Annotated in this window: 23 protein-coding genes, 1 pseudogene and 1 riboswitch; of the genes and pseudogenes, 14 read left to right on the forward strand and 10 right to left on the reverse strand. The window is 53.1% G+C overall.

Going from position 1 to position 23007, the window contains the following annotated elements:
• Window position 1: 1 nt before the first annotated feature.
• Window positions 2-1522, forward strand: a complete 1521-nt coding sequence (gene hutH / locus OGV38_RS13555; RefSeq protein WP_269517600.1) for a histidine ammonia-lyase — start codon at window positions 2-4, stop codon at window positions 1520-1522.
• 56 nt (window positions 1523-1578) lie between these two features.
• Here the strand turns inward: hutH and OGV38_RS13560 are convergent, their stop codons facing one another.
• The 5 genes and pseudogenes from OGV38_RS13560 to bioA all read right to left on the reverse strand — a co-directional run bounded on the left by OGV38_RS13560 (window position 1579) and on the right by bioA (window position 4789).
• Entirely contained in the window at window positions 1579-2055 is a 477-nt protein-coding gene (locus OGV38_RS13560) for a kinase inhibitor (RefSeq protein WP_016156043.1), read from the reverse strand.
• A 99-nt stretch (window positions 2056-2154) separates the two neighbouring features.
• Window positions 2155-2303: pseudogene (locus OGV38_RS13565) on the reverse strand (gp53-like domain-containing protein); the annotation flags it as partial.
• Window positions 2275-2535 carry a hypothetical protein gene (locus OGV38_RS13570; protein WP_049269854.1) on the reverse strand — a complete coding sequence of 87 codons (261 nt, stop codon included), beginning with the start codon at window positions 2533-2535 and terminating at the stop codon, window positions 2275-2277. The pseudogene OGV38_RS13565 and the gene OGV38_RS13570, both read right to left, overlap by 29 nt.
• 171 nt (window positions 2536-2706) lie before the next feature.
• Window positions 2707-3141 carry a hypothetical protein gene (locus OGV38_RS13575; protein ID WP_269517597.1) on the reverse strand — a complete coding sequence of 145 codons (435 nt, stop codon included), beginning with the start codon at window positions 3139-3141 and terminating at the stop codon, window positions 2707-2709.
• Window positions 3142-3499: 358 nt separating this feature from the next.
• A complete protein-coding gene (gene bioA, locus OGV38_RS13580; RefSeq protein ID WP_029139461.1) occupies window positions 3500-4789 on the reverse strand; it encodes an adenosylmethionine--8-amino-7-oxononanoate transaminase in 1290 nt (429 codons plus the stop codon).
• 76 nt (window positions 4790-4865) lie between these two features.
• Here bioA and bioB point away from each other — a divergent pair, with 76 nt between their 5' ends.
• Genes bioB through bioD form a run of 4 tightly spaced genes read left to right on the forward strand, consistent with a single transcriptional unit; the run spans window position 4866 to window position 8490 of the window.
• Window positions 4866-5906, forward strand: a complete 1041-nt coding sequence (gene bioB / locus OGV38_RS13585) for a biotin synthase BioB (protein ID WP_029139462.1) — start codon at window positions 4866-4868, stop codon at window positions 5904-5906.
• Window positions 5903-7060: an 8-amino-7-oxononanoate synthase gene (gene bioF / locus OGV38_RS13590; RefSeq protein ID WP_131341735.1), complete on the forward strand. Its 1158-nt coding sequence runs from the start codon at window positions 5903-5905 to the stop codon at window positions 7058-7060. Before bioB ends, bioF begins: the two co-directional genes overlap by 4 nt.
• Window positions 7044-7799 carry a malonyl-ACP O-methyltransferase BioC gene (bioC, locus tag OGV38_RS13595; RefSeq protein WP_016156049.1) on the forward strand — a complete coding sequence of 252 codons (756 nt, stop codon included), beginning with the start codon at window positions 7044-7046 and terminating at the stop codon, window positions 7797-7799. Before bioF ends, bioC begins: the two co-directional genes overlap by 17 nt.
• Window positions 7792-8490: a dethiobiotin synthase gene (gene bioD / locus OGV38_RS13600; RefSeq protein ID WP_101699852.1), complete on the forward strand. Its 699-nt coding sequence runs from the start codon at window positions 7792-7794 to the stop codon at window positions 8488-8490. Before bioC ends, bioD begins: the two co-directional genes overlap by 8 nt.
• On the opposite strand, the gene OGV38_RS13605 is transcribed toward bioD, so the two are convergent.
• The gene (locus OGV38_RS13605) at window positions 8456-9178 is read right to left on the reverse strand and encodes an ATP-binding cassette domain-containing protein (RefSeq protein ID WP_049282683.1); all 723 of its coding nucleotides are present in this window, start codon (window positions 9176-9178) and stop codon (window positions 8456-8458) included. The genes bioD and OGV38_RS13605 overlap by 35 nt on opposite strands.
• Window positions 9179-9948: 770 nt before the next feature.
• Here OGV38_RS13605 and uvrB point away from each other — a divergent pair.
• The 3 genes from uvrB (at window position 9949) to nhaC (ending at window position 14979) form a co-directional block, all read left to right on the forward strand.
• Complete coding sequence (gene uvrB / locus OGV38_RS13610; protein WP_016152344.1) at window positions 9949-11970, forward strand: excinuclease ABC subunit UvrB; 2022 nt, start codon at window positions 9949-9951, stop codon at window positions 11968-11970.
• A 315-nt stretch (window positions 11971-12285) separates the two neighbouring features.
• Entirely contained in the window at window positions 12286-13497 is a 1212-nt protein-coding gene (locus OGV38_RS13615; protein WP_286473528.1) for a trans-sulfuration enzyme family protein, read from the forward strand.
• Window positions 13498-13512: 15 nt separating this feature from the next.
• Window positions 13513-14979: a Na+/H+ antiporter NhaC gene (nhaC, locus tag OGV38_RS13620; protein ID WP_200100807.1), complete on the forward strand. Its 1467-nt coding sequence runs from the start codon at window positions 13513-13515 to the stop codon at window positions 14977-14979.
• 58 nt (window positions 14980-15037) lie between these two features.
• Here the strand turns inward: nhaC and yvcK are convergent, their stop codons facing one another.
• On the reverse strand, window positions 15038-15946 hold the full coding sequence (yvcK, locus tag OGV38_RS13625; RefSeq protein ID WP_286473535.1) for a uridine diphosphate-N-acetylglucosamine-binding protein YvcK: 909 nt from the start codon (window positions 15944-15946) through the stop codon (window positions 15038-15040).
• Between the two features lie 392 nt (window positions 15947-16338).
• Window positions 16339-16484: riboswitch (molybdenum cofactor riboswitch) on the forward strand.
• Between yvcK and moaA the strand changes: the two genes are divergently transcribed.
• The 6 genes from moaA to OGV38_RS13655 all read left to right on the forward strand — a co-directional run bounded on the left by moaA (window position 16472) and on the right by OGV38_RS13655 (window position 19919).
• Window positions 16472-17461 carry a GTP 3',8-cyclase MoaA gene (gene moaA / locus OGV38_RS13630; RefSeq protein ID WP_065554855.1) on the forward strand — a complete coding sequence of 330 codons (990 nt, stop codon included), beginning with the start codon at window positions 16472-16474 and terminating at the stop codon, window positions 17459-17461. (Overlaps the previous riboswitch by 13 nt.)
• A gap of 19 nt (window positions 17462-17480) precedes the next feature.
• Window positions 17481-17993 (forward strand): molybdenum cofactor biosynthesis protein B, encoded by a 513-nt coding sequence (gene moaB, locus OGV38_RS13635; RefSeq protein WP_016152347.1) that lies wholly within the window; start codon window positions 17481-17483, stop codon window positions 17991-17993.
• Between the two features lie 2 nt (window positions 17994-17995).
• Window positions 17996-18481, forward strand: a complete 486-nt coding sequence (gene moaC, locus OGV38_RS13640) for a cyclic pyranopterin monophosphate synthase MoaC (protein WP_003035188.1) — start codon at window positions 17996-17998, stop codon at window positions 18479-18481.
• The gene (gene moaD, locus OGV38_RS13645) at window positions 18474-18719 is read left to right on the forward strand and encodes a molybdopterin synthase sulfur carrier subunit (protein ID WP_286473540.1); all 246 of its coding nucleotides are present in this window, start codon (window positions 18474-18476) and stop codon (window positions 18717-18719) included. The genes moaC and moaD overlap by 8 nt, the downstream gene beginning before the upstream one ends.
• A gap of 1 nt (window position 18720) precedes the next feature.
• Complete coding sequence (gene moaE / locus OGV38_RS13650; protein ID WP_046274634.1) at window positions 18721-19173, forward strand: molybdopterin synthase catalytic subunit MoaE; 453 nt, start codon at window positions 18721-18723, stop codon at window positions 19171-19173.
• Between the two features lie 41 nt (window positions 19174-19214).
• Window positions 19215-19919 carry a Bax inhibitor-1/YccA family protein gene (locus OGV38_RS13655; RefSeq protein ID WP_003831536.1) on the forward strand — a complete coding sequence of 235 codons (705 nt, stop codon included), beginning with the start codon at window positions 19215-19217 and terminating at the stop codon, window positions 19917-19919.
• A gap of 39 nt (window positions 19920-19958) precedes the next feature.
• Here the strand turns inward: OGV38_RS13655 and OGV38_RS13660 are convergent, their stop codons facing one another.
• From OGV38_RS13660 to OGV38_RS13670, 3 genes are read right to left on the reverse strand one after another with little or no spacing between them, the layout of a single operon-like run.
• Window positions 19959-20921, reverse strand: a complete 963-nt coding sequence (locus OGV38_RS13660) for a lysylphosphatidylglycerol synthase domain-containing protein (protein WP_016152350.1) — start codon at window positions 20919-20921, stop codon at window positions 19959-19961.
• The gene (gene clsB, locus OGV38_RS13665) at window positions 20921-22162 is read right to left on the reverse strand and encodes a cardiolipin synthase ClsB (RefSeq protein ID WP_200079517.1); all 1242 of its coding nucleotides are present in this window, start codon (window positions 22160-22162) and stop codon (window positions 20921-20923) included. The genes OGV38_RS13660 and clsB overlap by 1 nt, the downstream gene beginning before the upstream one ends.
• The gene (locus OGV38_RS13670) at window positions 22159-22920 is read right to left on the reverse strand and encodes an endonuclease/exonuclease/phosphatase family protein (protein WP_053388796.1); all 762 of its coding nucleotides are present in this window, start codon (window positions 22918-22920) and stop codon (window positions 22159-22161) included. Before OGV38_RS13670 ends, clsB begins: the two co-directional genes overlap by 4 nt.
• Window positions 22921-23007: the final 87 nt, after the last annotated feature.

The raw sequence follows: 23007 nt of genomic DNA on the forward strand, positions 1-23007 counted from the left end.
TATGAACACCATGACATTAACGCCGGGTCATCTGAGCTTTGCGCAACTACGCGACATCTGGCAGCAGCCGGTCAAACTGAGCCTGGATGCCGGGGCGATTGATGCTATCAACGCAAGCGTCGCCTGCGTCAATAATATTGTCGCTGAAGGCCGTACGGCGTATGGCATTAATACCGGCTTTGGCCTGCTGGCTCAGACCCGTATCGCCACGGAAGATTTGCAGAATTTACAGCGTTCGCTGGTGCTTTCCCATGCGGCAGGCGTTGGTGAGGCGCTCGATGACGCGATGGTACGCCTGATTATGGTGCTGAAAATCAACAGCCTGGCGCGGGGTTTTTCGGGTATTCGTCTCAGCGTGATTGAAGCGCTGATTGCGCTGGTGAATGCCGAGGTGTATCCACTGATCCCGGCGAAAGGGTCAGTGGGCGCATCGGGCGACCTGGCACCGCTGGCGCATATGTCTCTGACGCTGCTGGGCGAAGGTAAAGCGCGCTGGCAGGGGGAATGGCTTCCGGCGACCGAAGCGCTGAAAAAGGCCGGGCTGGAGCCGATTACGCTGGAGGCGAAAGAAGGGCTGGCGCTGCTCAACGGTACCCAGGCTTCCACAGCCTTTGCACTGCGCGGGTTAATTGAAGCCCAGGAGCTGTTCGCGTCTGCGACGGTGTGTGGGGCGCTGACCACCGAAGCCGTTTTGGGCTCTCGTCGTCCGTTTGATGCCCGTATTCATGCCGCACGAGGACAGCGTGGGCAGATTGATGCCGCAACGCTGTACCGCCACGTGTTGACCGACACCAGCGCGCTTTCTCAGTCGCATCATAACTGTGAAAAAGTGCAGGATCCGTATTCTTTGCGCTGTCAGCCGCAGGTGATGGGGGCGTGCCTGACGCAAATGCGTCAGGTAATGGAGGTCTTGCTGGTAGAAGCCAACGCGGTTTCCGACAACCCGCTGGTGTTTGCCGAAGAGGGCGATGTCATTTCCGGCGGCAACTTCCATGCTGAACCGGTGGCGATGGCGGCAGATAATCTGGCGCTGGCGATTGCGGAAATCGGGGCGTTATCAGAGCGACGGATTGCGCTGATGATGGACAAACATATGTCGCAGTTGCCGCCGTTCCTGGTGAAAAACGGCGGGGTGAACTCCGGCTTTATGATTGCTCAGGTAACCGCGGCCGCGCTGGCGAGCGAGAACAAAGCGCTGGCGCATCCGCACAGCGTGGACAGCTTGCCGACCTCCGCCAACCAGGAAGATCATGTGTCTATGGCGCCGGCAGCGGGCCGCAGGTTGTGGGAGATGGCGGCGAATACGCGCGGCGTGATTGCCGTGGAGTGGCTGGCGGCGTGTCAGGGGATTGACCTGCGTGAAGGGTTAACCTCAAGCCCGCTGCTGGAGCAGGCGCGCCAGGCTCTGCGCGAGCAGGTTGCGCACTATACGCAGGATCGCTTTTTTGCTCCGGATATTGAGTGCGCAACCGAACTGTTAGCCCAAGGGATGTTGTTGAAATTGTTGCCTGAATTTCTGTAGAGAAGCCTTGTTTAGTAGGCCGGATGCGGCGAAGCCGACATCCGGCACAACACAGCTTAACTGAACATCGCCGTAATCGAGGCGCTGGCGAGCGAGTGGAAGTGAACGTTAAAGCCAACCATCGCGCCGCTGGCGTCCTCATCGACATCAATACGCTCCACATCCAACGCGTGAACCGTAAAGATATAGCGATGGGTTTCACCTTTCGGCGGCGCAGCACCGCCATAACCTGCTTTACCAAAATCCGTACGGGTCTGAATCACCCCATCCGGCAGCGCAACCAGCCCGGAGCCGAAGCCTTGCGTGAGTACGCGGGTATCTGCTGGCAGATTTACCACCACCCAGTGCCACCAGCCGGAGCCGGTTGGCGCATCAGGATCGTAGCAGGTCACGACAAAGCTTTTGGTCCCTGCTGGCACGTCATCCCACGCCAGATGCGGGGAAATATTATCCCCGTCATACCCCATGCCGTTAAAGACGTGGCGATGCGCAAGCTTTTCGCCATCGCGCAGATCGTTACTGATTAGTTTCATGCTGACTCCTCTCGTTAGCCAAAAAGTGTAGCCAGGAACCGTATGTAGCGTGGCGAAATATTCTGGACTGTTTTGCGTTCAATCAAGGGGGGCAAATCCGGTCTCGTGCAAACCAAGGTATGTGAGAATGTCGGCAATAGCGTTCTTGCTGATAATGTCACGACCAACAGAAGTTAAATCAGCCAGCGCTGCCTTATCCTCTCCGGGAAGTCGGGTACTTTATTCGCACTGGTGACCAGTCCAGCCAGTTCGGCATCGAGTAAACTCCAGATACTCCTTCTCGGCGGTGTCAGGGAAAATCTGGCGAATAATCCAGCCCTGATAGGCGTAGAGACCGTCCGCCACGCCTGATACAGCATTAGCCCGGACGGCGTAGTCGCTGTCGCTGCTGGTGTCGACGTTCTCATCGGGTAGCGCGTGCTGAATATCGCGTAACTGGCGGTCGGTACTTTCCGCAACGGTTGGGACGGGAAATGTCATTAAATAATCCTTACTGGGTGCCGGAACGTGTGCGGGGTGCCGGTGCTGTCGGTTAAACCCACTGCATGAGCGGTTGTTGTGTGGTGTTGAGTATTCAGGGAGCGGCTGCGGCACGAAAAATCAAAGGGAAGCGGAGGAAAGGACCCGGCCATATTGACCGGGTTAATTATCTTACTTAACCTGACGGGCTTTGTCTGCTTTCCATTCCTCATATGTTGCTTCGAGGAACCACAAGCAGCGAGCGCCCTTATCAGTGCTTAACAACGCAGGACGTGTCCGCTGATAAAAATCCTCAACGGTTGCTGGAGCTTCAACAGGCACTCCGCAGACAATATCAGTCCCGATCATGTGCGGCCATTTTCCCGCGTCAATGACGCTGAGCGCATCAAGAGCGCCGGTTGTATTTTCTGTTAGGGCAGCAGATAAAGCATCTTCCAGTTTAATGGCCTGCTTAACATCTGCCGCAGCCGCGAGTTCTGGCGTTTTATTCAGCCACGCTTGATCGCCCGTAGCCACGCCTTTCAGCGCATCGGGCCAGTTCACTTCGCCAGCTGCTGAAGTGGCCACAATAAACGGAAGTAGTAGCAACAATGCGAGCCGTTTCATCGTACAACCTCAAGCGGGCCGCCTTCACGTCCATGAACATCGACGGAACCTTTGATATCAGCGCCGCCGTCATCTTTGAGCCATAAATAAGCTGGAATAGCCATTTTCTTAAAACTCCATTTAAGGAAAATCTCATAAAATCCTTTCACTTTAATCACTTACGTGACAAATTCACGCTATCGCTTACTAAATCGCCCGTCAATTTTTGCTCAGCATCGACATAAAACGATTTGCAATTTCTTTGATGCAAATAAAAAAAGGCCGGAATAATCCGACCTTTATGTCTAAATATTGTTACTTAATCAGTCATCGAATAATCCGGGCTGTTTCACTTTTCCACGTCCGGACCGGGCGCTGATTAATCGCTAAAAAATGTTGCACTGCGCACAGCCTCGTTTACGGCCTGGGTCAGACGACGCAACTGATCGGGCTGAATAATGTACGGCGGCATCAGATAGATCAGTTTGCCAAACGGTCGTACCCACACACCCTGTTCAACAAAGAACTTCTGTAACGCCGCCATATTCACCGGATGCGTGGTTTCGATCACGCCGATGGCGCCGAGTACGCGCACGTCGGCTACCCAACTGGAGTCTGCCGCCGGGGCGAGTTCTGTCCGCAGTTGCGCTTCAATAGCCGCTACCTGTGAGCGCCACTCGCCGGTTTCGAGTAACGACAGGCTGGCGGAGGCGACGGCGCAGGCCAGCGGATTACCCATAAAGGTTGGACCGTGCATGAAGCATCCGGCTTCACCGTTGCTGATGGTTTCCGCGACCTGACGCGTGGTCAGGGTGGCGGAAAGGGTCATCGTTCCGCCGGTTAACGCTTTGCCGAGGCACAAAATGTCCGGAGTTATGTTGGCGTGTTCACAGGCAAAAAGCTTGCCTGTACGACCAAATCCCGTGGCGATTTCATCGGCAATCAGCAGGATCCCTTCACGGTCGCACATCTTACGGATGCGTTTTAACCATTCGGGATGATACATGCGCATGCCGCCAGCGCCCTGCACAATCGGCTCAAGGATCACCGCCGCAATCTCGTGGCGATGCGCGGCCATCAGGCGGGCAAAAGGCACCATATCCAGTTCGTCCCACTCGCCGTCCATGCGGCTTTGCGGGGCGGGCGCAAACAGGTTCTCCGGCAGATAACCCTTCCACAGACTGTGCATCGAGTTGTCGGGATCGCAGACCGACATCGCGCCGAAGGTATCGCCGTGATAACCGTTTCGAAATGTCAGGAAACGCTGACGGGATTCGCCTTTGGCCTGCCAGTATTGCAGCGCCATTTTCATTGCTACTTCTACGGCGACCGAACCTGAATCCGCGAGAAAAACGCACTCCAGCGCCTCTGGCGTCATCGCCACCAACTGGCGGCACAGCGCAATGGCCGGGGCATGGGTAATGCCGCCAAACATCACATGTGACATGGCATCAATCTGCGTTTTCATCGCGGCGTTCAGCTGTGGGTGATTGTAACCGTGGATCGCCGCCCACCAGGACGACATGCCGTCTATCAGCCTCTCACCGCGGGCTAAAATCAGTTCGCAACCTTCGGCACGCGCCACCGGATAAACCGGTAACGGGGAGGTCATGGAGGTGTAAGGGTGCCAGATATGGCGTTGGTCAAACGCAAGATCGTCCGTTGTCATAATCGACTTGTAAACCAAATTAAAAAGATTTAGGTTTACGAGTCTACACCAAACTCATAACGAAACGTATACCAATATGGCTCATTCTTCTCGCTGGACAATGTCGCAAGTCACCGAATTATTTGAAAAACCGCTGTTGGATCTGCTGTTTGAAGCGCAGCAGGTTCACCGTCAGCACTTCGATCCGCGGCAGGTTCAGGTCAGTACGCTGCTGTCGATTAAGACCGGTGCCTGCCCGGAAGACTGCAAATACTGCCCACAAAGCTCCCGCTATAAAACCGGTCTGGAAACGGAACGTTTGATGGAGGTTGAACAGGTACTGGACTCTGCGCGTAAAGCGAAACAGGCCGGTTCAACGCGGTTTTGCATGGGCGCGGCGTGGAAGAATCCACACGAACGCGACATGCCTTACCTGGAACAGATGGTTCAGGGCGTAAAAGAACTGGGGCTAGAAGCGTGTATGACGCTGGGTACGCTGAACGAAAATCAGGCCCAGCGGCTGGCCAATGCGGGTCTGGACTACTACAACCATAACCTCGACACCTCGCCGGAATTCTACGGCAATATCATCACAACCCGGTCGTACCAGGAGCGTCTGGATACGCTGGATAAAGTGCGTGAGGCGGGCATTAAAGTTTGCTCCGGCGGGATTGTGGGACTGGGGGAAACGGTGACCGACCGCGCGGGTCTGTTGCTGCAATTAGCAAATCTGCCAACGCCGCCAGAAAGCGTGCCGATCAACATGCTGGTGAAAGTGAAAGGCACGCCGCTTGCCGATAACGACGATGTGGATGCCTTTGATTTTATTCGTACTATCGCCGTGGCGCGGATCATGATGCCGACTTCATATGTCCGTCTTTCAGCCGGACGCGAGCAGATGAACGAACAAACCCAGGCGATGTGCTTTATGGCCGGAGCTAACTCGATTTTCTACGGCTGCAAACTGCTGACCACGCCGAATCCGAACGAAGATAAGGATTTGTTGCTGTTTCGCAAGCTGGGTCTCAATCCGCAGCAAACGGCGGTGCTGGCCGGTGATAACGAACAGCAGCAACGCCTGGAGCAGGCGCTGCGTACCCCGGATACCGACGAATACTACAACGCGGCAACCGTATGACCTGGCAGCAAAAAATAGACGATGCGTTAACGGCGCGTCGTCGTGCTGATGCGTTGCGACGGCGCTATGCGGTGACGCAGGGCGCCGGTCGCTGGCTGCAGGCCGACGGTCGCCAGTATCTGAACTTTTCCAGCAACGACTACCTTGGCTTAAGCCACCATCCGCATATTATCTGCGCGTGGCAGCAAGGCGCTGAGCGTTTTGGCGTCGGCAGCGGCGGCTCGGGTCATGTCAGCGGTTATTCCGTTGCTCATCAGGCGCTGGAAGATGAGCTGGCGCAATGGCTCGGCTATTCACGGGCGCTGCTGTTTATCTCCGGTTTTGCCGCTAATCAGGCGGTCATTGCCGCGCTGATGGGCAAAGAGGACCGGATTGTTGCTGACCGGCTCAGCCATGCCTCACTGCTGGAGGCTGCCAGCCTTAGCCCTGCCGTGCTACGTCGCTTTACCCATAACGATCCCCAACATCTGGAACGTCTGCTGACCACCCCCTGTCCGGGGCAACAACTCGTGGTCACTGAAGGTGTGTTCAGCATGGATGGCGATAGCGCACCGCTGGCGGAAATTCACGCGGTAGCAGAGCGGCAGGGCGCGTGGTTGCTGGTGGATGATGCGCACGGGATTGGCGTCAGCGGTGAGGAAGGGCGCGGTTCGTGCTCCCGACAGCAGGTGAAACCCGAGCTGTTAGTGGTGACGTTTGGCAAAGGGTTTGGCGTCAGCGGCGCGGCAATCTTGTGCTCAGACAGCGTGGCCGATTATCTGCTGCAGTTTGCCCGTCATCTGATCTACAGCACCAGTATGCCTCCGGCCCAGGCCCAGGCCTTGCGCGCCGCGCTGGAGGTGATCCGCAGCCGCGAAGGCGATGAGCGCAGAGAAAAACTGGCGATGCTGATCCAGCGTTTTCGCGCTGGGGTGAATACGCCGGACTTAACGCTGGCGCAGTCAGACAGCGCCATTCAGCCACTGATCGTGGGCGACAATCATAAAGCCTTGCAGCTGGCGGAGGCATTACGTCAACAGGGATGCTGGGTGACGGCTATTCGCCCACCGACGGTGCCGGTTGGTACGGCCAGGCTGCGGCTTACGCTGACCCAGGCGCATGAAGTCCAGGATATCGATCGCTTACTGGAGGTGCTGCATGGCGCAGGTCAATAAGCAGGCGATTGCTGCCGCGTTTGGTCGCGCGGCTACTCACTATGAGCAACACGCGGAACTCCAGCGTCAGAGCGCCGATGCGTTACTGGCGCGACTCGATGGTCGGGCATTCTCTCAGGTTTTAGATGCGGGCTGCGGACCCGGGCGTATGAGCCGTTACTGGCGGGAGCAGGGGAGCGAGGTCTGCGCGCTGGATCTGTCGGCGCAAATGCTGACTGAAGCGCAGCGTCACGATGTCGCCCACCGCTATTTGCTGGCGGATATTGAAGCCATTCCGCAGGCTGCTGCTACTTTCGACCTGGCCTGGAGCAATCTGGCCGTACAGTGGTGCAGCGATCTGCGCGGCGCGTTACGCGAGCTTTACCGGGTGGTGCGTCCTGGCGGGACGGTGGCGTTTAGTACCCTGGCGCAGGGGTCAATGCCGGAACTTCGTCAGGCGTGGCGAGCGGTTGATGAGCGGGAGCACGCCAATCGTTTTTTGCCCGTGGAGCAACTGGAAAACGCCCTGCATGGGTGGGACGTTGAATACCAGTCTCATGCCGTCACGCTGTGGTTTGACGATGCGCTGAGCGCCATGCGCTCGCTGAAGGGCATTGGCGCGACGCATTTGCATGATGGCCGCGAGCCGCGCGTACTGACCCGCTCACAGCTGCGCCAGCTACAGCTAGCCTGGCCCTGCCAGCAGGGGAAATATCCGCTGACCTATCATCTATTTTTGGGAGTGATTCAACGTGACTAACACTTTTTTTGTCACCGGGACGGATACCGAAGTGGGGAAAACTATCGCCAGCTGCGCGTTGCTACAGGCGGCGGGGCAGAGGGGATTGCGAACCGTCGGCTATAAGCCAGTGGCGTCGGGCAGTGAAATGACGGTTGAAGGTCTGCGCAATAGCGATGCCCTGGCATTACAGCGCAACAGCGTTGTGACGGTGGACTATGCGGCTATCAACCCCTATACCTTCGCGGAACCTACCTCACCGCATATCATCAGCGCGGACGAAGGTCGCCCTATTCAGGCCTCTGTAATGTCTGCGGGTTTACGCGCGCTGGAACAACAGGCTGACTGGGTGCTGGTGGAAGGTGCCGGCGGGTGGTTTACGCCGCTTTCGCCAACGCTGAGTTTTGCTGACTGGGTGAAAACAGAGCAGCTGCCGGTTATTCTGGTGGTTGGCGTTAAGCTCGGCTGCATCAACCACGCTGTGCTGACCGCCCAGGCGGTGCAGCAGGCCGGACTGACGCTTGCCGGATGGGTCGCCAATGATGTGACGCCACCTGGCAAGCGTCATGCTGAATATATGGCAACGCTCAGGCGTGTGCTTGCGGCTCCGCTGCTGGGGGAAATTCCCTGGCTGGCAGAAGAGCCGGAGCGGGCATCAACAGGACGTTATATCGATCTTAGCGTTTTGTCTGTGGCGTCACCCAGTCGTTGATTAGCGGGTTGCTGAGCTGTGTGATTTGCCCCTGGGCCACGTTGCGCCCACGGTGTAACAGGCAGTAGCAGTCAGCGACCCGACGAATAAACGGCAGGCTCTGCTCCGCGAGCATTATGGCGATGCCGAGCTCCTGGCTTAACCTTACCACCAGGTTCCCCAGCTTGTGGATATATGCCTGGCCACTTCCCCGCGTGGGCTCATCGAGGATCAGCAGGCGCGGGCGTGTGACCAGCGCGCTGGCGAGCGCAAGCTGGTGCTGATCATCTTCCGATAATGCCGCCCCTTTGGCCTGACGCAGTACGAACAACTGTGGAAACAGGCGGTAAATATCACTGCTGTTCATCGTTTCGCTTTCCTCAACCGCCTGGCGCGCAATATGCAGATTTTCCTCTACCGTCAATTGCGAAAAAATCCGTCTCTCTTGTGAAACGTAGTTAATGCCCAGCGCGATGCGATTTGCCGCCGGAATGGGACTCAGGTCGCGCGGCGGTGCGCCAGCCTGATGCCAGAACATGGTGCCGCTTTCGATCGGTAAATTGCCGATAATGCAATTGGTCAGCGTAGTTTTTCCCATTCCTGGAAGCCCCAGCACACCGGTACATTTACCGGGCAGCAGGTCGAGATCCACATCCCATAGGGAGTGTTGATTACCGTAATAATGATTCACTGCGCGAAGACTCAACATAGATTCCTCCAGCATGATGCTATCCGCCCCACGTACAGGTCGTCGGAAGAAAATTGCAATTCTCTTGCCAGAAGAGGGATTGGGGTCAAAAAACAGCAGGAGAGTGTGCCGCGCAGGCGGTAACGTCTGGCTGGCCGGAGGGCTGGCGTTGTTTTGTGCACATTGCCAGTGCCTGGCGGTGTCGTAATGGTGCAGGCAAGAAAATGATGAAAATGCGAGCAAGATCCCGGCCATTCCAGGCCGCTTCGTTAGCTGATAAATATCAAAAAATAGCGATAAATTTTTTTTATCCCTCCGGAAAAGGGAGTGAGGGCGTTTTTGCCAGGCTACAGTCCATACGGGCTGGAGGCAGTTATCCACTATTCCTGTGGATAACCTTGTGTATTAGAGTTAGAAAACACAATGTAAGCGAGAGAAGACGCGGCCTGCGACTAAATTGATGCGAAAGACGGCTCGGGATAATAGTCATTAAATTACAGAATGTTAGATAAAATCAATGGCTGTCGCAGAAGTGTCATGCGTTGCCACAAAACTTTCATCGGGCGGCTTGACAAATGTTAAAAAAGTCATTGCTTTGGGGATAACACGTTTTTGCTGGTGTTTTATCTTGTCTGAGGCCAAATTTTAGCCTGCGGTCACGGTCATTCTGATGGCGTATCAGAAATATTCTGGTGCGTTACTGTTTTTTCATCCAGTATATTTTACTGGCAAAATATACGACTGCGAGTAAAATTACACACCTGCCCGCCCATTGCTTCAGGTAGCTGCTCATGAGTAAACCGTTCAAACTAAATTCCGCTTTTAAACCCTCTGGCGATCAGCCTGAGGCTATTCGCCGTCTGGAAGAAGGGCTGGAGGATGGTCTGGCGCATCAGACGCTGCTGGGGGTGACGGGCTCGGGGAAGACATTCACCATCGCTAACGTAATTGCGGACTTGCAGCGGCCTACCATGGTGCTGGCTCCCAATAAGACGCTGGCCGCGCAGTTGTACGGTGAGATGAAAGAGTTCTTCCCGGATAACGCGGTGGAGTATTTCGTCTCCTACTACGACTATTATCAACCGGAAGCCTACGTACCAAGTTCTGACACCTTCATCGAGAAGGATGCCTCGGTTAACGAACATATTGAGCAGATGCGTCTGTCAGCGACCAAAGCGCTGCTGGAACGTCGGGATGTCGTTGTCGTCGCGTCAGTTTCCGCTATCTATGGTTTGGGCGATCCGGATCTGTATCTGAAAATGATGCTGCACCTGACGGTGGGGATGATTATCGACCAGCGTGCGATCCTGCGCCGCCTGGCGGAACTGCAATATACCCGCAACGATCAGGCATTTCAGCGCGGAACCTTCCGCGTGCGTGGTGAAGTGATCGACATTTTCCCGGCTGAATCCGACGATATCGCGCTGCGCGTGGAACTGTTTGATGAAGAGGTCGAACGTTTATCGCTGTTTGACCCGCTTACCGGGCAGGTTGAATCCACGATTTCGCGCTACACCATCTATCCTAAAACGCACTACGTGACGCCGCGCGAACGTATCGTGCAGGCGATGGAAGAAATCAAAGTTGAGCTGGCAGAGCGGCGCAAGGTCCTGCTGGCAAATAACAAACTGCTGGAAGAACAGCGGCTAAGTCAGCGTACGCAGTTCGATCTGGAAATGATGAACGAGCTGGGTTACTGCTCGGGGATTGAAAACTACTCCCGCTATCTGTCCGGGCGTGGCCCCGGCGAGCCGCCGCCGACGTTGTTTGATTACCTGCCTGCCGACGGCCTGCTGGTGGTGGATGAATCCCACGTCACTATCCCGCAAATTGGCGGTATGTATCGTGGTGACCGGGCGCGTAAAGAGACTCTGGTCGAATACGGATTCCGTCTGCCGTCGGCGCTGGATAACCGTCCGCTTAAATTTGAAGAGTTTGAAGCGCTGGCCCCGCAGACCATCTACGTCTCAGCGACGCCGGGCAACTATGAACTGGAGAAATCCGGTGATGACGTCGTCGATCAGGTAGTACGACCGACCGGCCTGCTGGATCCTATCATTGAGGTACGCCCGGTGGCGACGCAGGTTGACGATCTGCTGTCTGAGATCCGCATCCGTGCGGCGATTAACGAACGTGTGCTGGTCACTACGCTCACGAAACGGATGGCAGAGGATCTCACCGAATACCTTGAAGAGCACGGTGAGCGGGTGCGCTATCTGCACTCAGACATCGATACCGTGGAACGTATGGAAATCATTCGTGACCTGCGTCTGGGCGAGTTTGACGTGTTGGTGGGTATCAACCTGTTACGTGAGGGTCTGGACATGCCTGAGGTCTCACTGGTGGCGATTCTGGACGCAGACAAAGAAGGGTTCCTGCGTTCTGAACGTTCGCTTATTCAGACCATCGGCCGTGCGGCGCGTAATATCAACGGGAAGGCTATTCTCTACGGCGACAAAATTACCGCCTCAATGGCTAAGGCTATAGGGGAAACTGAACGCCGTCGTGAGAAACAGCAGCTCTACAATGAAGAACACGGTATTACGCCGCAGGGGCTGAACAAGAAAGTGGTCGATATTCTGGCGCTGGGTCAGAATATTGCGAAGACTAAGGCGAAAGGCAAAGGGAAGTCACGCGCAGGCGCGAAGTCTGAAATTGTCGAACTGGATATGACGCCAAAAGCGCTGCAGCAGAAGATTCATGAGCTGGAAGGGCAGATGATGCAGCATGCGCAGAATCTTGAATTTGAAGAGGCTGCGACGATCCGCGACCAGTTGCATCAGCTGCGCGAGTTGTTTATCGCGGCATCGTAAGATTGTTTCCACTTTCCAATTCGCCATCGCGTAAATGCCATGGCGATTGGAAAAATACAGAATTTATTATCATTTATAATTATATTATTCGTTTTTCTATTGCCATTTATTATTCTTAAAATTAATGCACTCACTCTAATTGATTCTTTGCTGAATTGATTTTTGTTTTTCCACTTTGTGAACCTCATCGTTTTATTCTTTACATTTCTGACGATTCTTTCAGCATTTTGGCAGCAAGAAAAAGGCTGTCATTGTTCCTTTTTTTATAATTGTCCTGTCATAGAAATTTCCCTGACGAAAATATAAAGGAAAATTATGAAAGAGATAATATGCAATTACGCTGAGAATGATTATGCCATTCAGGACGCCATGATATGTTCTGGCGTTGGTGAACAACACCAGAAAAATTTTGGTGCAGTCAGCCCTCCCCTAGTAAAAACCAGTCTGTTTGTGCAGCAGAGCTATCAGCAATACTGTGATGATATGCAGCACGAAGCTGAACGTTACATCTATTCCCGGGGGCTTAACCCAACAACGGAACTGTTAGAGCATAAACTGGCAGCGTTGGAGCGTGGCGCGGCCTGCAAAGTTTTTGGCTCGGGCATGGGCGCGATAAGCGCAACATTGTTTGGCCTGCTGAAAAGTGGTGACCATATTATTCTGGTGAATAATGTTTATGGTCCAACAGTTGTGCTGGTGAAGCAAATGCAACAACGATTTGGTATTGACTATGACATTGTTCTCAGTGGCGATGTCGAGGATATTCGGCAGAAAATAAAGCCGAATACTCGCATGATATACACGGAATCCCCAGGAACAATGACCATGCGAGTTGTGGATCTGCAGATGATAGCAGGGTTGGCGAAAGAGAATAATATTATTACTGCCATTGATAATACATGGGCTACGCCACTCTTCCAAAAGCCATTGACTCTTGGTTTCGATTTAGTGCTCCACTCTTGTACTAAATATATCGGCGGTCACAGTGATTTAACGGCGGGTGCTGTAGTAGGCGCAAAAGTCTATCTTGATATTATTCGTGATTTTTCACATCAGCTTCTTGGCGCAGTGCTGGCCCCGGATAGTGCATGGCTAGTGATTCGCGGTTTAAGAACGTTGCCGCTGCGCATGAGACAACATCAGAATAATACCTATGCAATTCTTACTTTTCTCAATAGCAGAGCAAAGGTTGAGAATATCTGTCACCCCCTTATGGCTGATGCAAAACAACGTGAAATTGTTTCACAACAAATGTTTGGTACTTCTGGTCTCATTAGTTTTGAACTTAAAGATGGCAGTTTTGTAAAAGTTAAAGCCATCATTGATAGTTGTAGAATTTTCAAACCGGGGTGCAGTTGGGGGGGATATGAAAGCCTGATTATTTCTCCTAATCGCGGTTATAACCAGGATGTAATATGCAAAGATGGGATGGCGCCTGGTTTAATTAGGATTTCAATTGGACAAGAATCTCCAGAGATGTTAATCGCGGACTTAGAGAATGCGTTTGATTCTATAAAAACATATTAATAGCGGGAAAATAACATGGTAAGCACAAATAAGCAACCGAGCTTTTATGCAGCATTGATGTTATTAGTGGCTATTTTCCTGGTTTTCTTTATAGGTATTGGGATTTTAAATTACCCAGTTGAATTTATCTTAATTGTTATTACGATTATTACAGGTTTTTTTGCCAGATACTATGGCGCGGGCTGGAAGGAAATTCTCCAGACTTTTATAGAAAAAATAAAAGATGCCGTCCCTGCAATGTTAATTCTACTGTCGATCGGTATGTTGATTGGATGCTGGATGGTTAGTGGTACCATTCCGTTAATGGTCTATTATGGCCTGGAAATTATCAACCCAGCTTACTTATATCTTACAGCTTTTTTAGTGACGGTTTGCATCTCGACATTTACAGGCACTTCATGGGGTTCCGCAGGAACAATTGGTGTGGCGTTGGTTGCCGTTGCTGCGGCGATGAATGTGTCATTGCCGATTACTGCTGGAGCCGTTATCTCCGGTGCCTATTTTGGTGATAAATTATCTCCTTTATCAGATACCACAAACATGGCCGCGTTAGCTGCGGGGGCTGAGCTTTATCAAAGTATTAGAAATATGTTGTATACATCGGTTCCTGCTTTTTTGTTTGCCTGCCTGGGGTTTTATATCGCGGGGTTAGATTTAAATTTGGTAAATTCAATCCAACTAGATACTATCCCAGTCATGAAAAAAGCGCTAAACTCATTATTCTGGCTTAACCCTTTATTAATATTACCGACATTGCTGGTCTTTATTGGTGCGATAAAAAAATGGGATACCATTATTGTTTTGATCGCATCTTCTTTTTTTGCTCTGGCAATATGCGCAATTTTTCAGCCGTTTACCATGATGGACCTTGTTCAAGCATCGATTAATGGCTTTAATACCAATATGATCAGCAATTTTTCAGATGTCGCGATGAATGAATCTACGACTAAAAATATTAATATATTGCTTAATCGTGGCGGTATGTATTCAATGGTTAGCCCAATTGTGGTTATGCTTTGTGCATTTATGTTCGCTTCGGCACTTGATGTTTCTGGTGGCCTTAATGTGCTGCTTGGGCGACTGGTTAAGAAATTAAAAACGGTGACCAGTACTCTGTTGGCGACAATGTTCACAAGTTCTTTATTAGTTGCCTGCACTGGCAATGCAGTCATCAGTTTCTTTCTGGTGAAGAATATTTATGATCCTTGTTTTAAAAACAAAAAATTGCATATGGTTAATATGTCCCGATCAATGGAGTCTGGAGCCACGCTACTTGAAGGGCTTTTCCCTTGGACAATATCTGGTATGTTCATGGCGAAGACGCTGGGGGTAGCGACGCTGGATTATGCACCCTGGGTTTTGTTCAATTTAAGTTGCCTGGTTATGGCCGTATTCTTTGCCATTCTTGCCCGGTGGTCTAATTTTGGCACAAGATACGAAGAGCCAATATCCGCCGAGCAGGTACCTGTGCTGAGAGGTTAATGCAGTAAGCTACAATCCTCATTACGATGAGGATTGTATGCTAATCACGCACTTGAGATTACCCCAGCGCCTGTACCGCTTTCTCCAGCGCGTAATGCAATAGCTGGCGGTCATGGCGGTAGGGAATGTCGCTGGCTTCCAGCACTTCCTGAATAACAACGCGGTCGGTAACGGTGGATACATCCACTTTCGGGCCTACAACCACCGCATCAATCACTTTCCTGCCAACGTACTGTTCAATGATTGCCAGCTTATCGTTAAGCGTCAGGCTGGCTGCTGGCAGGCTTAATTCACGACCCAGATTGCCGATGTAGACCATCGGGGCAGGTGTGCGACGTAATGCCTGCGCCAATTCGTCGAGCAGCAGGAGCGGCATCAGGCTGGTGTAAAAACTGCCGGGTCCGATCAAAATCAAATCCGCTTCGGCGATAGCTTCAACTGCCTCCCGCGTGGTGGGGACTTTTGGCGACAGCATCAGTTCCTGAGGCGGGATGGTGAGCTGATCGATATTCACTTCGCCATAGACTTCATGTCCCTGATCGTCGATAGCCATCAGATCCACCGGCAGCTCCGACATCGGAATTAAATGCGCGTCAACTTTCAGCAGATTACGAATTAAATTGATGGCTTCCAGAGGCCGCACGCTGAGGTGATCGAGCGCCTTTAACATCAGATTTCCGAGGTTATGCCCGGAAAGCTCACCATTACCGCCAAAACGATACTCAAACATGGCGGATGCAACGCTGGGTTGAGTAATTAACTGGTTCAGACAGTTACGCATGTCTCCCCAGGCAATGCCTCCTTCAGAGCGACGAATACGACCTGTCGACCCGCCGTTATCGGTCGTGGTGACGATCCCCGTCAGGTGTGAACCTAAAGGGGAAAGAGAGGAGAGAACGCGTCCCAGTCCATGCCCTCCGCCGAGAGCGACAACGCGGTCCAGATCTGCCAGCGTGCGAGTGCGCATATATTTTCCTGATATCAATTGATCGGCGCTACAGTAACGTAAATAGTGTGTTTTCAGCAATTATCCAGGCGGAATCTGGCGTAATTTTTTTCTGCGATCTACTCCTTTCTGACGAGATGCACCTGCCGGCAAGATGATGTATATCAATGCAAAACTGTGGTTTTTGCTTATTCTGTAGCGAAATTGCACGATTATGTCGCTATGTATGTGTTTATACAGCGAAAGTGTACATGGCAAAAGCGTCATTTACACGCTAGTATCGGCATAACCACAATGTACTCTGAATAATTTGAGTTGCAGGAAGGCAGTGAGGGAGAGAATCCCCCGTAAGCGGACATAAGTACGTGACTGGGGTGAACGAATAAAGCCCACGCTTCTGCAATTTGAGGTATGACGAGAATAAACACTCTAGCCTCTGCACCTGGGTCAAATGATACGGTGCTTTGGCCGTGACAATACTTGAATAAGTTTGTCACCAGGGCGTAGGAAGAAATGACTACGTCTCCCGTATTTGGAAAGGTGTACATGGGCTCTCAACTTACCGATGCTTTCGCACGTAAGTTTTACTACTTACGTTTGTCGATTACCGATGTGTGTAACTTTCGTTGCACCTACTGCCTGCCGGATGGCTATAAGCCCGGCGGTGTCACCAATAACGGCTTTTTGACCGTTGATGAAATTCGCCGCGTCACGCGCGCGTTCGCCAGTCTGGGAACGGAAAAAGTGCGTCTGACAGGGGGCGAACCTTCATTGCGTCGCGACTTTACCGACATTATCGCCGCCGTGCGCGAAAACGACGCCATCCGTCAGATTGCGGTGACCACTAATGGTTATCGTCTGGCGCGTGATGCCGCTGCCTGGCGCGATGCCGGACTGACCGCACTTAACGTCAGCGTCGACAGCCTCGATGCCCGTCAGTTTCACGCCATTACCGGGCAGGACAAATTTCAGCAGGTGATGGCAGGCATTGACGCCGCCTTCGATGCGGGTTTTGAAAAAGTGAAAGTCAATACCGTGCTGATGCGCGACGTAAACCATCATCAACTGGACACCTTCCTGGCGTGGGTTCAGCCCCGTCCTATCCAACTACGCTTTATTGAACTGATGGAAACGGGTGAGGGCAGCTCTCTCTTCCGTAAACACCATATCTCAGGCCAGGTCCTGCGTGATGAGCTGTTGCGTCGCGGCTGGATCCACCAGATCCGACAGCGCAGCGACGGCCCGGCTCAGGTTTTCTGTCATCCTGACTATGCTGGTGAAATTGGTCTGATCATGCCTTATGAGAAAGACTTCTGCGCCACCTGCAACCGTCTGCGCGTTTCCTCTGTCGGCAAGCTGCATCTGTGTTTATTTGGTGAAGGCGGCGTAAGCCTGCGTGATTTGCTGGAAGATGACGCTCAGCAGTCGGCGCTGGAAGAACGCATTTCAGCCGCGCTGCTGGAGAAAAAGCAGACACATTTCCTGCATCAGAACAATACCGGTATTACGCAAAACTTATCTTACATTGGCGGCTGATCGCTAAAAGGAGTTTTTCATGAGTCAGGTAAGCGCTGAATTTATCCCGACACGCATTGCTATTCTTACTGTTTCCAACCGTCGCGGCGAAGAAGATGACACCTCCGGCCATTATCTGCGTGACTCGGCGCAAGAGGCGGGTCATCAGATTGTCGATAAGGCGATTGTCAAAGAGAACCGCTACGCCATTCGCGCCCAGGTTTCTGCATGGATTGCCAGTGAGGATGTGCAGGTTGTGCTCATTACAGGCGGCACGGGCTTAACCGAAGGGGACCAGGCGCCAGAAGCGCTGCAACCGCTGTTCGACAGAGAAGTCGAAGGGTTTGGTGAAGTATTCCGTATGCTGTCGTTTGAAGAGATTGGCACCGCGACGCTGCAATCCCGGGCGATTGCCGGAGTGGCCAACAAAACGCTGATTTTCGCCATGCCGGGGTCGACTAAAGCGTGTCGTACCGCATGGGAAAATATCATTGCGCCGCAGCTCGATGCCCGTACGCGTCCGTGTAATTTCCACCCACATTTGAAGAAATAAGTATGTCGCAACTGACTCATATTAACGCCGCTGGCGAAGCGCATATGGTGGATGTCTCCGCCAAAGCGGAAACCGTACGCGAGGCGCGTGCAGAAGCATTCGTGACCATGCGTAGCGAAACGCTGGCGATGATTATCGACGGCAGCCACCATAAGGGCGACGTTTTCGCCACGGCGCGTATTGCCGGTATTCAGGCCGCCAAACGGACCTGGGATCTTATCCCGCTGTGCCATCCGCTGATGTTGAGCAAGGTTGAAGTTAATCTGCACGCCGAGCCGGAACACAACCGCGTACGCATTGAAACGCTGTGTCGCCTGACTGGGAAAACCGGCGTCGAAATGGAAGCGTTAACGGCGGCCTCCGTGGCGGCGTTGACCATCTACGATATGTGCAAAGCGGTGCAAAAGGATATGGTGATTGGTCCGGTGCGTTTGCTGGCTAAAAGCGGTGGCAAATCGGGAGATTTTAAGGTGGATGCGCATGATTAAGGTTCTTTTCTTTGCTCAGGTACGGGAATTGGTGAACACGGATGCGATAGAAGTCGCCGCTGAGTTTGCAACGGTAGAAGCGCTGCGCCGGAGTCTTGCGGCAAAAAGCGATCGCTGGGCGTTGGCGCTGGAAGACGGCAAGCTGCTGGTCGCGGTAAATCAGACGCTGGTCAGTTTTGACCATCCCCTTAATGCGGGTGACGAAGTGGCTTTCTTCCCACCGGTAACCGGAGGCTAAGATGGCTGAAACGCGAATTGTTGTTGGTCATGCGCCGTTCAGCGTCGGGGATGAGTATCCCTGGCTGGCCGAACGCGATGAAGATGGCGCGGTGGTCACTTTCACCGGTAAAGTCCGCAATCACAATCTCGGCGATAGCGTGCAGGCGTTAACGCTGGAACACTATCCGGGAATGACCGAAAAAGCGCTGGCGGAGATTGTCGACGAAGCGCGTGCGCGCTGGCCGCTGGGACGAGTAACGGTCATTCATCGCATTGGCGAACTGTGGCCGGGTGACGAAATCGTTTTTGTTGGCGTGACCAGTGCGCATCGCAGCAGCGCGTTTGATGCCGGGCAGTTCATTATGGATTATCTGAAAACCCGCGCACCGTTCTGGAAGCGCGAGGCCACGCCAGAAGGTGAGCGCTGGGTTGATGCCCGCGACAGCGATAAGCTAGCAGCAAAACGCTGGTAGAGTACAATTGGTGTAGGCTCATACTGATTCAGGAGATTGTCATGGACCGATTCCCACGATCCGATTCTATTGTACAGGCCCGTTCCGGCCTGCAAACGTATATGGCGCAGGTGTACGGCTGGATGACCTGCGGACTGTTGCTGACGGCGTTTATCGCCTGGTATGCGGCAAATACGCCCGCGGTGATGATGTTTGTCTTCTCCAGCAAAATCACCTTCTTTGGACTGATCATCGCCCAGCTAGCGCTGGTGTTCGTCCTGTCCGGCATGGTGCAAAGGCTCAGCGCGGGAATGGCGACCACGCTGTTTATGCTCTATTCGGCATTAACCGGGCTGACGCTATCAAGCATTTTTATCGTCTATACCTACTCGTCTATCGCCAGCACCTTTGTGGTCACCGGCGGGATGTTCGGGATCATGAGTTTGTACGGCTACACCACCAAACGCGATCTCAGCGGCTTCGGCAATATGCTGTTTATGGCGCTGATCGGTATTGTGCTGGCCTCGCTGGTTAACTTCTGGTTGAAGAGCGAAGCGCTGATGTGGGCGGTGACCTATATTGGGGTGATTGTGTTTGTCGGCCTGACCGCTTATGACACGCAGAAGCTGAAAAACATCGGTGAGCAGATCGACCTGCGTGACAGCTCCAATCTGCGTAAATACGCAATTCTTGGGGCCTTAACGCTGTATCTGGACTTCATCAACCTGTTCCTGATGCTGCTGCGTATCTTCGGCAATCGTCGTTAATTCTCTGTTGCCGGATGGCGTAAGCCGCCATCCGGTGAATCATTTCGCCATCGCCTTCTCGTTTTTTACCCGCAACTTTTTCGCACGACTCTCCAGCAGCAAATAGCACATCAGCGCCAGCAGCAGCGGAATAAAATAGTACAGCACGCGATACGCGAGCAGGGCGGCAATGATTGTCCCCTGAGAGGTGTTCTCTCCTGCCAGCAGCGCCATAAAGACCGCCTCCAGCACGCCAATCCCCGCCGGAATATGCACGATAACACCGGCAATACTGCTCACCAGTAGTACGCCCAGCACGAAGAAATAGTTGATATTCTGACCCAGCAACAGCCAGATAATCGCCCCCATTACCATCCAGTTAGTACCGGATATCGCCATTTGCGCGAGGGCAAATTTCCAGGAGGGCAGTACCAGTTTTTGGCCCTTGATGGTGATGTGGCGATGTTTAGCGAAAGCGCAAAACCACAGATAAACAACAATCATCAGCAGCAGCGCAATGCCTAAGAGGCGTAGCGTACCTTCATCGATATACCAGTGCGCGGGCAGTTCAACGACGCCGAAGGTGAAAATAAAACCGCCCAGCAGAATATAGCCCAGCCAGTTGGTGGTAATGCTCAGTGAAAAAATTCGCGTAATTGTGCTCCCCGGTAATCCGAGACGCGAGTAGAGACGATAACGCATCCCAATACCGCCCACCCATGTGCTTAACGTCAGGTTGAAGGCGTAACAGATAAACGACACCAGCATGACCTGGCGTTTTGCCAGCTTGTGCCCGCAGTAGTAGCGCCCGAGCAAGTCATAGCAGCCGTAAAGTAAATAACTGACGATCACCAGCCCTACGGCGCTGAGCAGGGCGATCCGATTGTAATCGCGAATTACCGTCCATACTTCCTGCCAGTTGACCTTACTGGCATAAACGACCAGCAATACGATGACTGCAATAAAAAATAGCCATGTGAGGATCTTTTTCGCTAAGCGCCAGCGTCGGTGGTTTTTTGGCATCAGGTTTCCCCTCCTGCATCCTCAGTTGGAATACGATCCTGGGTTTCCAGAGTTGGCTGTGCGGGTGGTTCTACCTCGGCCAGATGCGGGGTATGCGCCGGTAGCCAGCCGACCAGCGCCGGGAAGTGGCGTAAAAAGTGGAAGGCCAGCACGCTTTTGGTCAGGTTCCACCAGGTGCGTTTTGGCAGCATTGATTCATCAACTCGCTTGCAGTCCTGCGCAATAATGGGGTTCAGGTTGTCACGCAGGGTCTGGTTAAACGTGCGGTCATGAATAATAAGATTTGCCTCCAGATTGAGCGACAGACTGAGCGGGTCGAGATTGCTGGAACCTACCGTCGCCCAATGATCGTCCATCAGCGCGACTTTACCATGCAGGGGCTTACGCCGGTATTCATAGACATGGACGCCGCCTTTAACCAGATAGTTATACAGCAGGCGGGCACCCACTTTCACAATCGGCATATCCGGTTCACCCTGGACGATGAGTTTTACCCGAACGCCGCGTCGCGCAGCTTTTCGTAGGGCATGCAGCAGGCGATAACCCGGAAAGAAATAGGCATTGGCAATGATCACTTCCCGCCGGGCCTGGGTCAGCATTTTCAAATAGTGGCGTTCAATATCATCGCGATGCTCTTCGTTATCGCGCCAGACAAACAGCGCCTGCGCTTCGCCAGGCCGATGATTCTCAATTGCCCGGTGATGACGTCGCCACCAGCGTCGTACGGCGCTCTGTCCCGGTAAGTTATCCAGCACGAATTTCAGGATGTCGGCCACGACAGGACCTTCCACGCGAACGGCATAATCCTGCTTGGCCTCGGGACCGTAATCAGACATGTGTTCAGCGGAATAATTGATGCCGCCGACAAAGGCAACACGGTCATCAATGACCACAATTTTGCGATGCATACGGCGAAAGAGATTGGTGCGCATACCGAACAGACGCGGGCGCGGATCGTAGTAGCGGAAAATAACGCCAGCTACGGTCAACTCTTCGACAAAACTGTCGCTAAGATCCGGCGAACCGTAACCGTCCAGCAGCACCTCTGCTTTGATTCCGCGCTGGGCGGCTCCGAGCAAGGCGGCATGCAGCTGTTTTCCGACCGCATCTTCAAACCAGATAAAAGTCTCAAGGATAATTTTTTTCTGTGCCTGTGCAATGGCGTCAAAGACGGCGGGATAGTATTGATCGCCGTTTTCCAGTAGTTGAATTTGATTGCCTTCACGCCAGCCATTTTTCATAAATGAATCTCCGCACTCAGGGGGGCATGATCGGACAAATGTCGCCAGTGACGCAGCGCCAGCGTCGTTGGAGTACTGGCATTCGCGTTTTTCACATAGATCCTGTCCAGACGCAGCAGGGGAAACTGCACCGGAAACGTCCGCGCCGGGCGACCGTGGGCGCGGGTAAAAATCTCGTCAAGGCCGGCCCTGGCTTTCAACGGGTGATTGGCCGTTTGCCGCCAGTCGTTAAAATCTCCGGCGATCACCACGGGCTCCGCGTCGGGCAGGGCATTGACCCAGTCAGCCAGCATAGCGAGCTGGGCCTGACGGTGTGCTTCACGCAAACCGAGATGCACGCACATGACATGGATTGGGTGCGAGAGCATTGGCGGCGCGATGCGGCAGTAGAGGACCCCGCGCTTTTCACTCGCGCCGACGGACACATCGCGATTTTCATAATGTTCAATGGGATAACGCGACAGCACCGCGTTACCGTGATGCCCTTGCGGGTACACGGCGTTACGCCCGTAGGCGAAGTCGCTCCACATGGTGTCCGCCAGAAATTCGTAGTGGGTGGTATCCGGCCAGTTCTCAATCTGCAGCGAGTGAGCATCGTGCGCGCCCATGACTTCCTGCAGGCACACAATGTCTGCACCGACCGTTCTGACAGCCTCCCGTAGCTCAGGCAAAATAAAACGCCGGTTGAAGGCGGTGAACCCTTTGTGAGTATTAATAGTGAGCACATTGAATGAAAATTGAACTCCCGATCCGCTCATGAGCCTCCCGTTGGCGTCACTTCCTAAATAAAATAGTGTAGTCGTCGTCACAAAAAGATGCGGTGTTGCGGAATTTTCCGTAAAGTC

The sequence above is a fragment of the Citrobacter sp. Cb080 genome (genome assembly GCF_030334745.1).
GTDB lineage: Bacteria > Pseudomonadota > Gammaproteobacteria > Enterobacterales > Enterobacteriaceae > Citrobacter > Citrobacter braakii.

What these genes read in the sequence shown, in the direction of transcription:
- hutH (WP_269517600.1), top strand. Translation starts at nt 2, where the DNA reads ATGAACACCATGACATTAACGCCGGGTCATCTGAGCTTTGCGCAACTA.
- OGV38_RS13560 (WP_016156043.1), bottom strand. Translation starts at nt 2,055, where the DNA reads ATGAAACTAATCAGTAACGATCTGCGCGATGGCGAAAAGCTTGCGCAT.
- OGV38_RS13570 (WP_049269854.1), bottom strand. Translation starts at nt 2,535, where the DNA reads ATGACATTTCCCGTCCCAACCGTTGCGGAAAGTACCGACCGCCAGTTA.
- OGV38_RS13575 (WP_269517597.1), bottom strand. Translation starts at nt 3,141, where the DNA reads ATGAAACGGCTCGCATTGTTGCTACTACTTCCGTTTATTGTGGCCACT.
- bioA (WP_029139461.1), bottom strand. Translation starts at nt 4,789, where the DNA reads ATGACAACGGACGATCTTGCGTTTGACCAACGCCATATCTGGCACCCT.
- bioB (WP_029139462.1), top strand. Translation starts at nt 4,866, where the DNA reads ATGGCTCATTCTTCTCGCTGGACAATGTCGCAAGTCACCGAATTATTT.
- bioF (WP_131341735.1), top strand. Translation starts at nt 5,903, where the DNA reads ATGACCTGGCAGCAAAAAATAGACGATGCGTTAACGGCGCGTCGTCGT.
- bioC (WP_016156049.1), top strand. Translation starts at nt 7,044, where the DNA reads ATGGCGCAGGTCAATAAGCAGGCGATTGCTGCCGCGTTTGGTCGCGCG.
- OGV38_RS13605 (WP_049282683.1), bottom strand. Translation starts at nt 9,178, where the DNA reads ATGTTGAGTCTTCGCGCAGTGAATCATTATTACGGTAATCAACACTCC.
- uvrB (WP_016152344.1), top strand. Translation starts at nt 9,949, where the DNA reads ATGAGTAAACCGTTCAAACTAAATTCCGCTTTTAAACCCTCTGGCGAT.
- OGV38_RS13615 (WP_286473528.1), top strand. Translation starts at nt 12,286, where the DNA reads ATGAAAGAGATAATATGCAATTACGCTGAGAATGATTATGCCATTCAG.
- nhaC (WP_200100807.1), top strand. Translation starts at nt 13,513, where the DNA reads ATGGTAAGCACAAATAAGCAACCGAGCTTTTATGCAGCATTGATGTTA.
- yvcK (WP_286473535.1), bottom strand. Translation starts at nt 15,946, where the DNA reads ATGCGCACTCGCACGCTGGCAGATCTGGACCGCGTTGTCGCTCTCGGC.
- moaA (WP_065554855.1), top strand. Translation starts at nt 16,472, where the DNA reads ATGGGCTCTCAACTTACCGATGCTTTCGCACGTAAGTTTTACTACTTA.
- moaB (WP_016152347.1), top strand. Translation starts at nt 17,481, where the DNA reads ATGAGTCAGGTAAGCGCTGAATTTATCCCGACACGCATTGCTATTCTT.
- moaC (WP_003035188.1), top strand. Translation starts at nt 17,996, where the DNA reads ATGTCGCAACTGACTCATATTAACGCCGCTGGCGAAGCGCATATGGTG.
- moaD (WP_286473540.1), top strand. Translation starts at nt 18,474, where the DNA reads ATGATTAAGGTTCTTTTCTTTGCTCAGGTACGGGAATTGGTGAACACG.
- moaE (WP_046274634.1), top strand. Translation starts at nt 18,721, where the DNA reads ATGGCTGAAACGCGAATTGTTGTTGGTCATGCGCCGTTCAGCGTCGGG.
- OGV38_RS13655 (WP_003831536.1), top strand. Translation starts at nt 19,215, where the DNA reads ATGGACCGATTCCCACGATCCGATTCTATTGTACAGGCCCGTTCCGGC.
- OGV38_RS13660 (WP_016152350.1), bottom strand. Translation starts at nt 20,921, where the DNA reads ATGCCAAAAAACCACCGACGCTGGCGCTTAGCGAAAAAGATCCTCACA.
- clsB (WP_200079517.1), bottom strand. Translation starts at nt 22,162, where the DNA reads ATGAAAAATGGCTGGCGTGAAGGCAATCAAATTCAACTACTGGAAAAC.
- OGV38_RS13670 (WP_053388796.1), bottom strand. Translation starts at nt 22,920, where the DNA reads ATGAGCGGATCGGGAGTTCAATTTTCATTCAATGTGCTCACTATTAAT.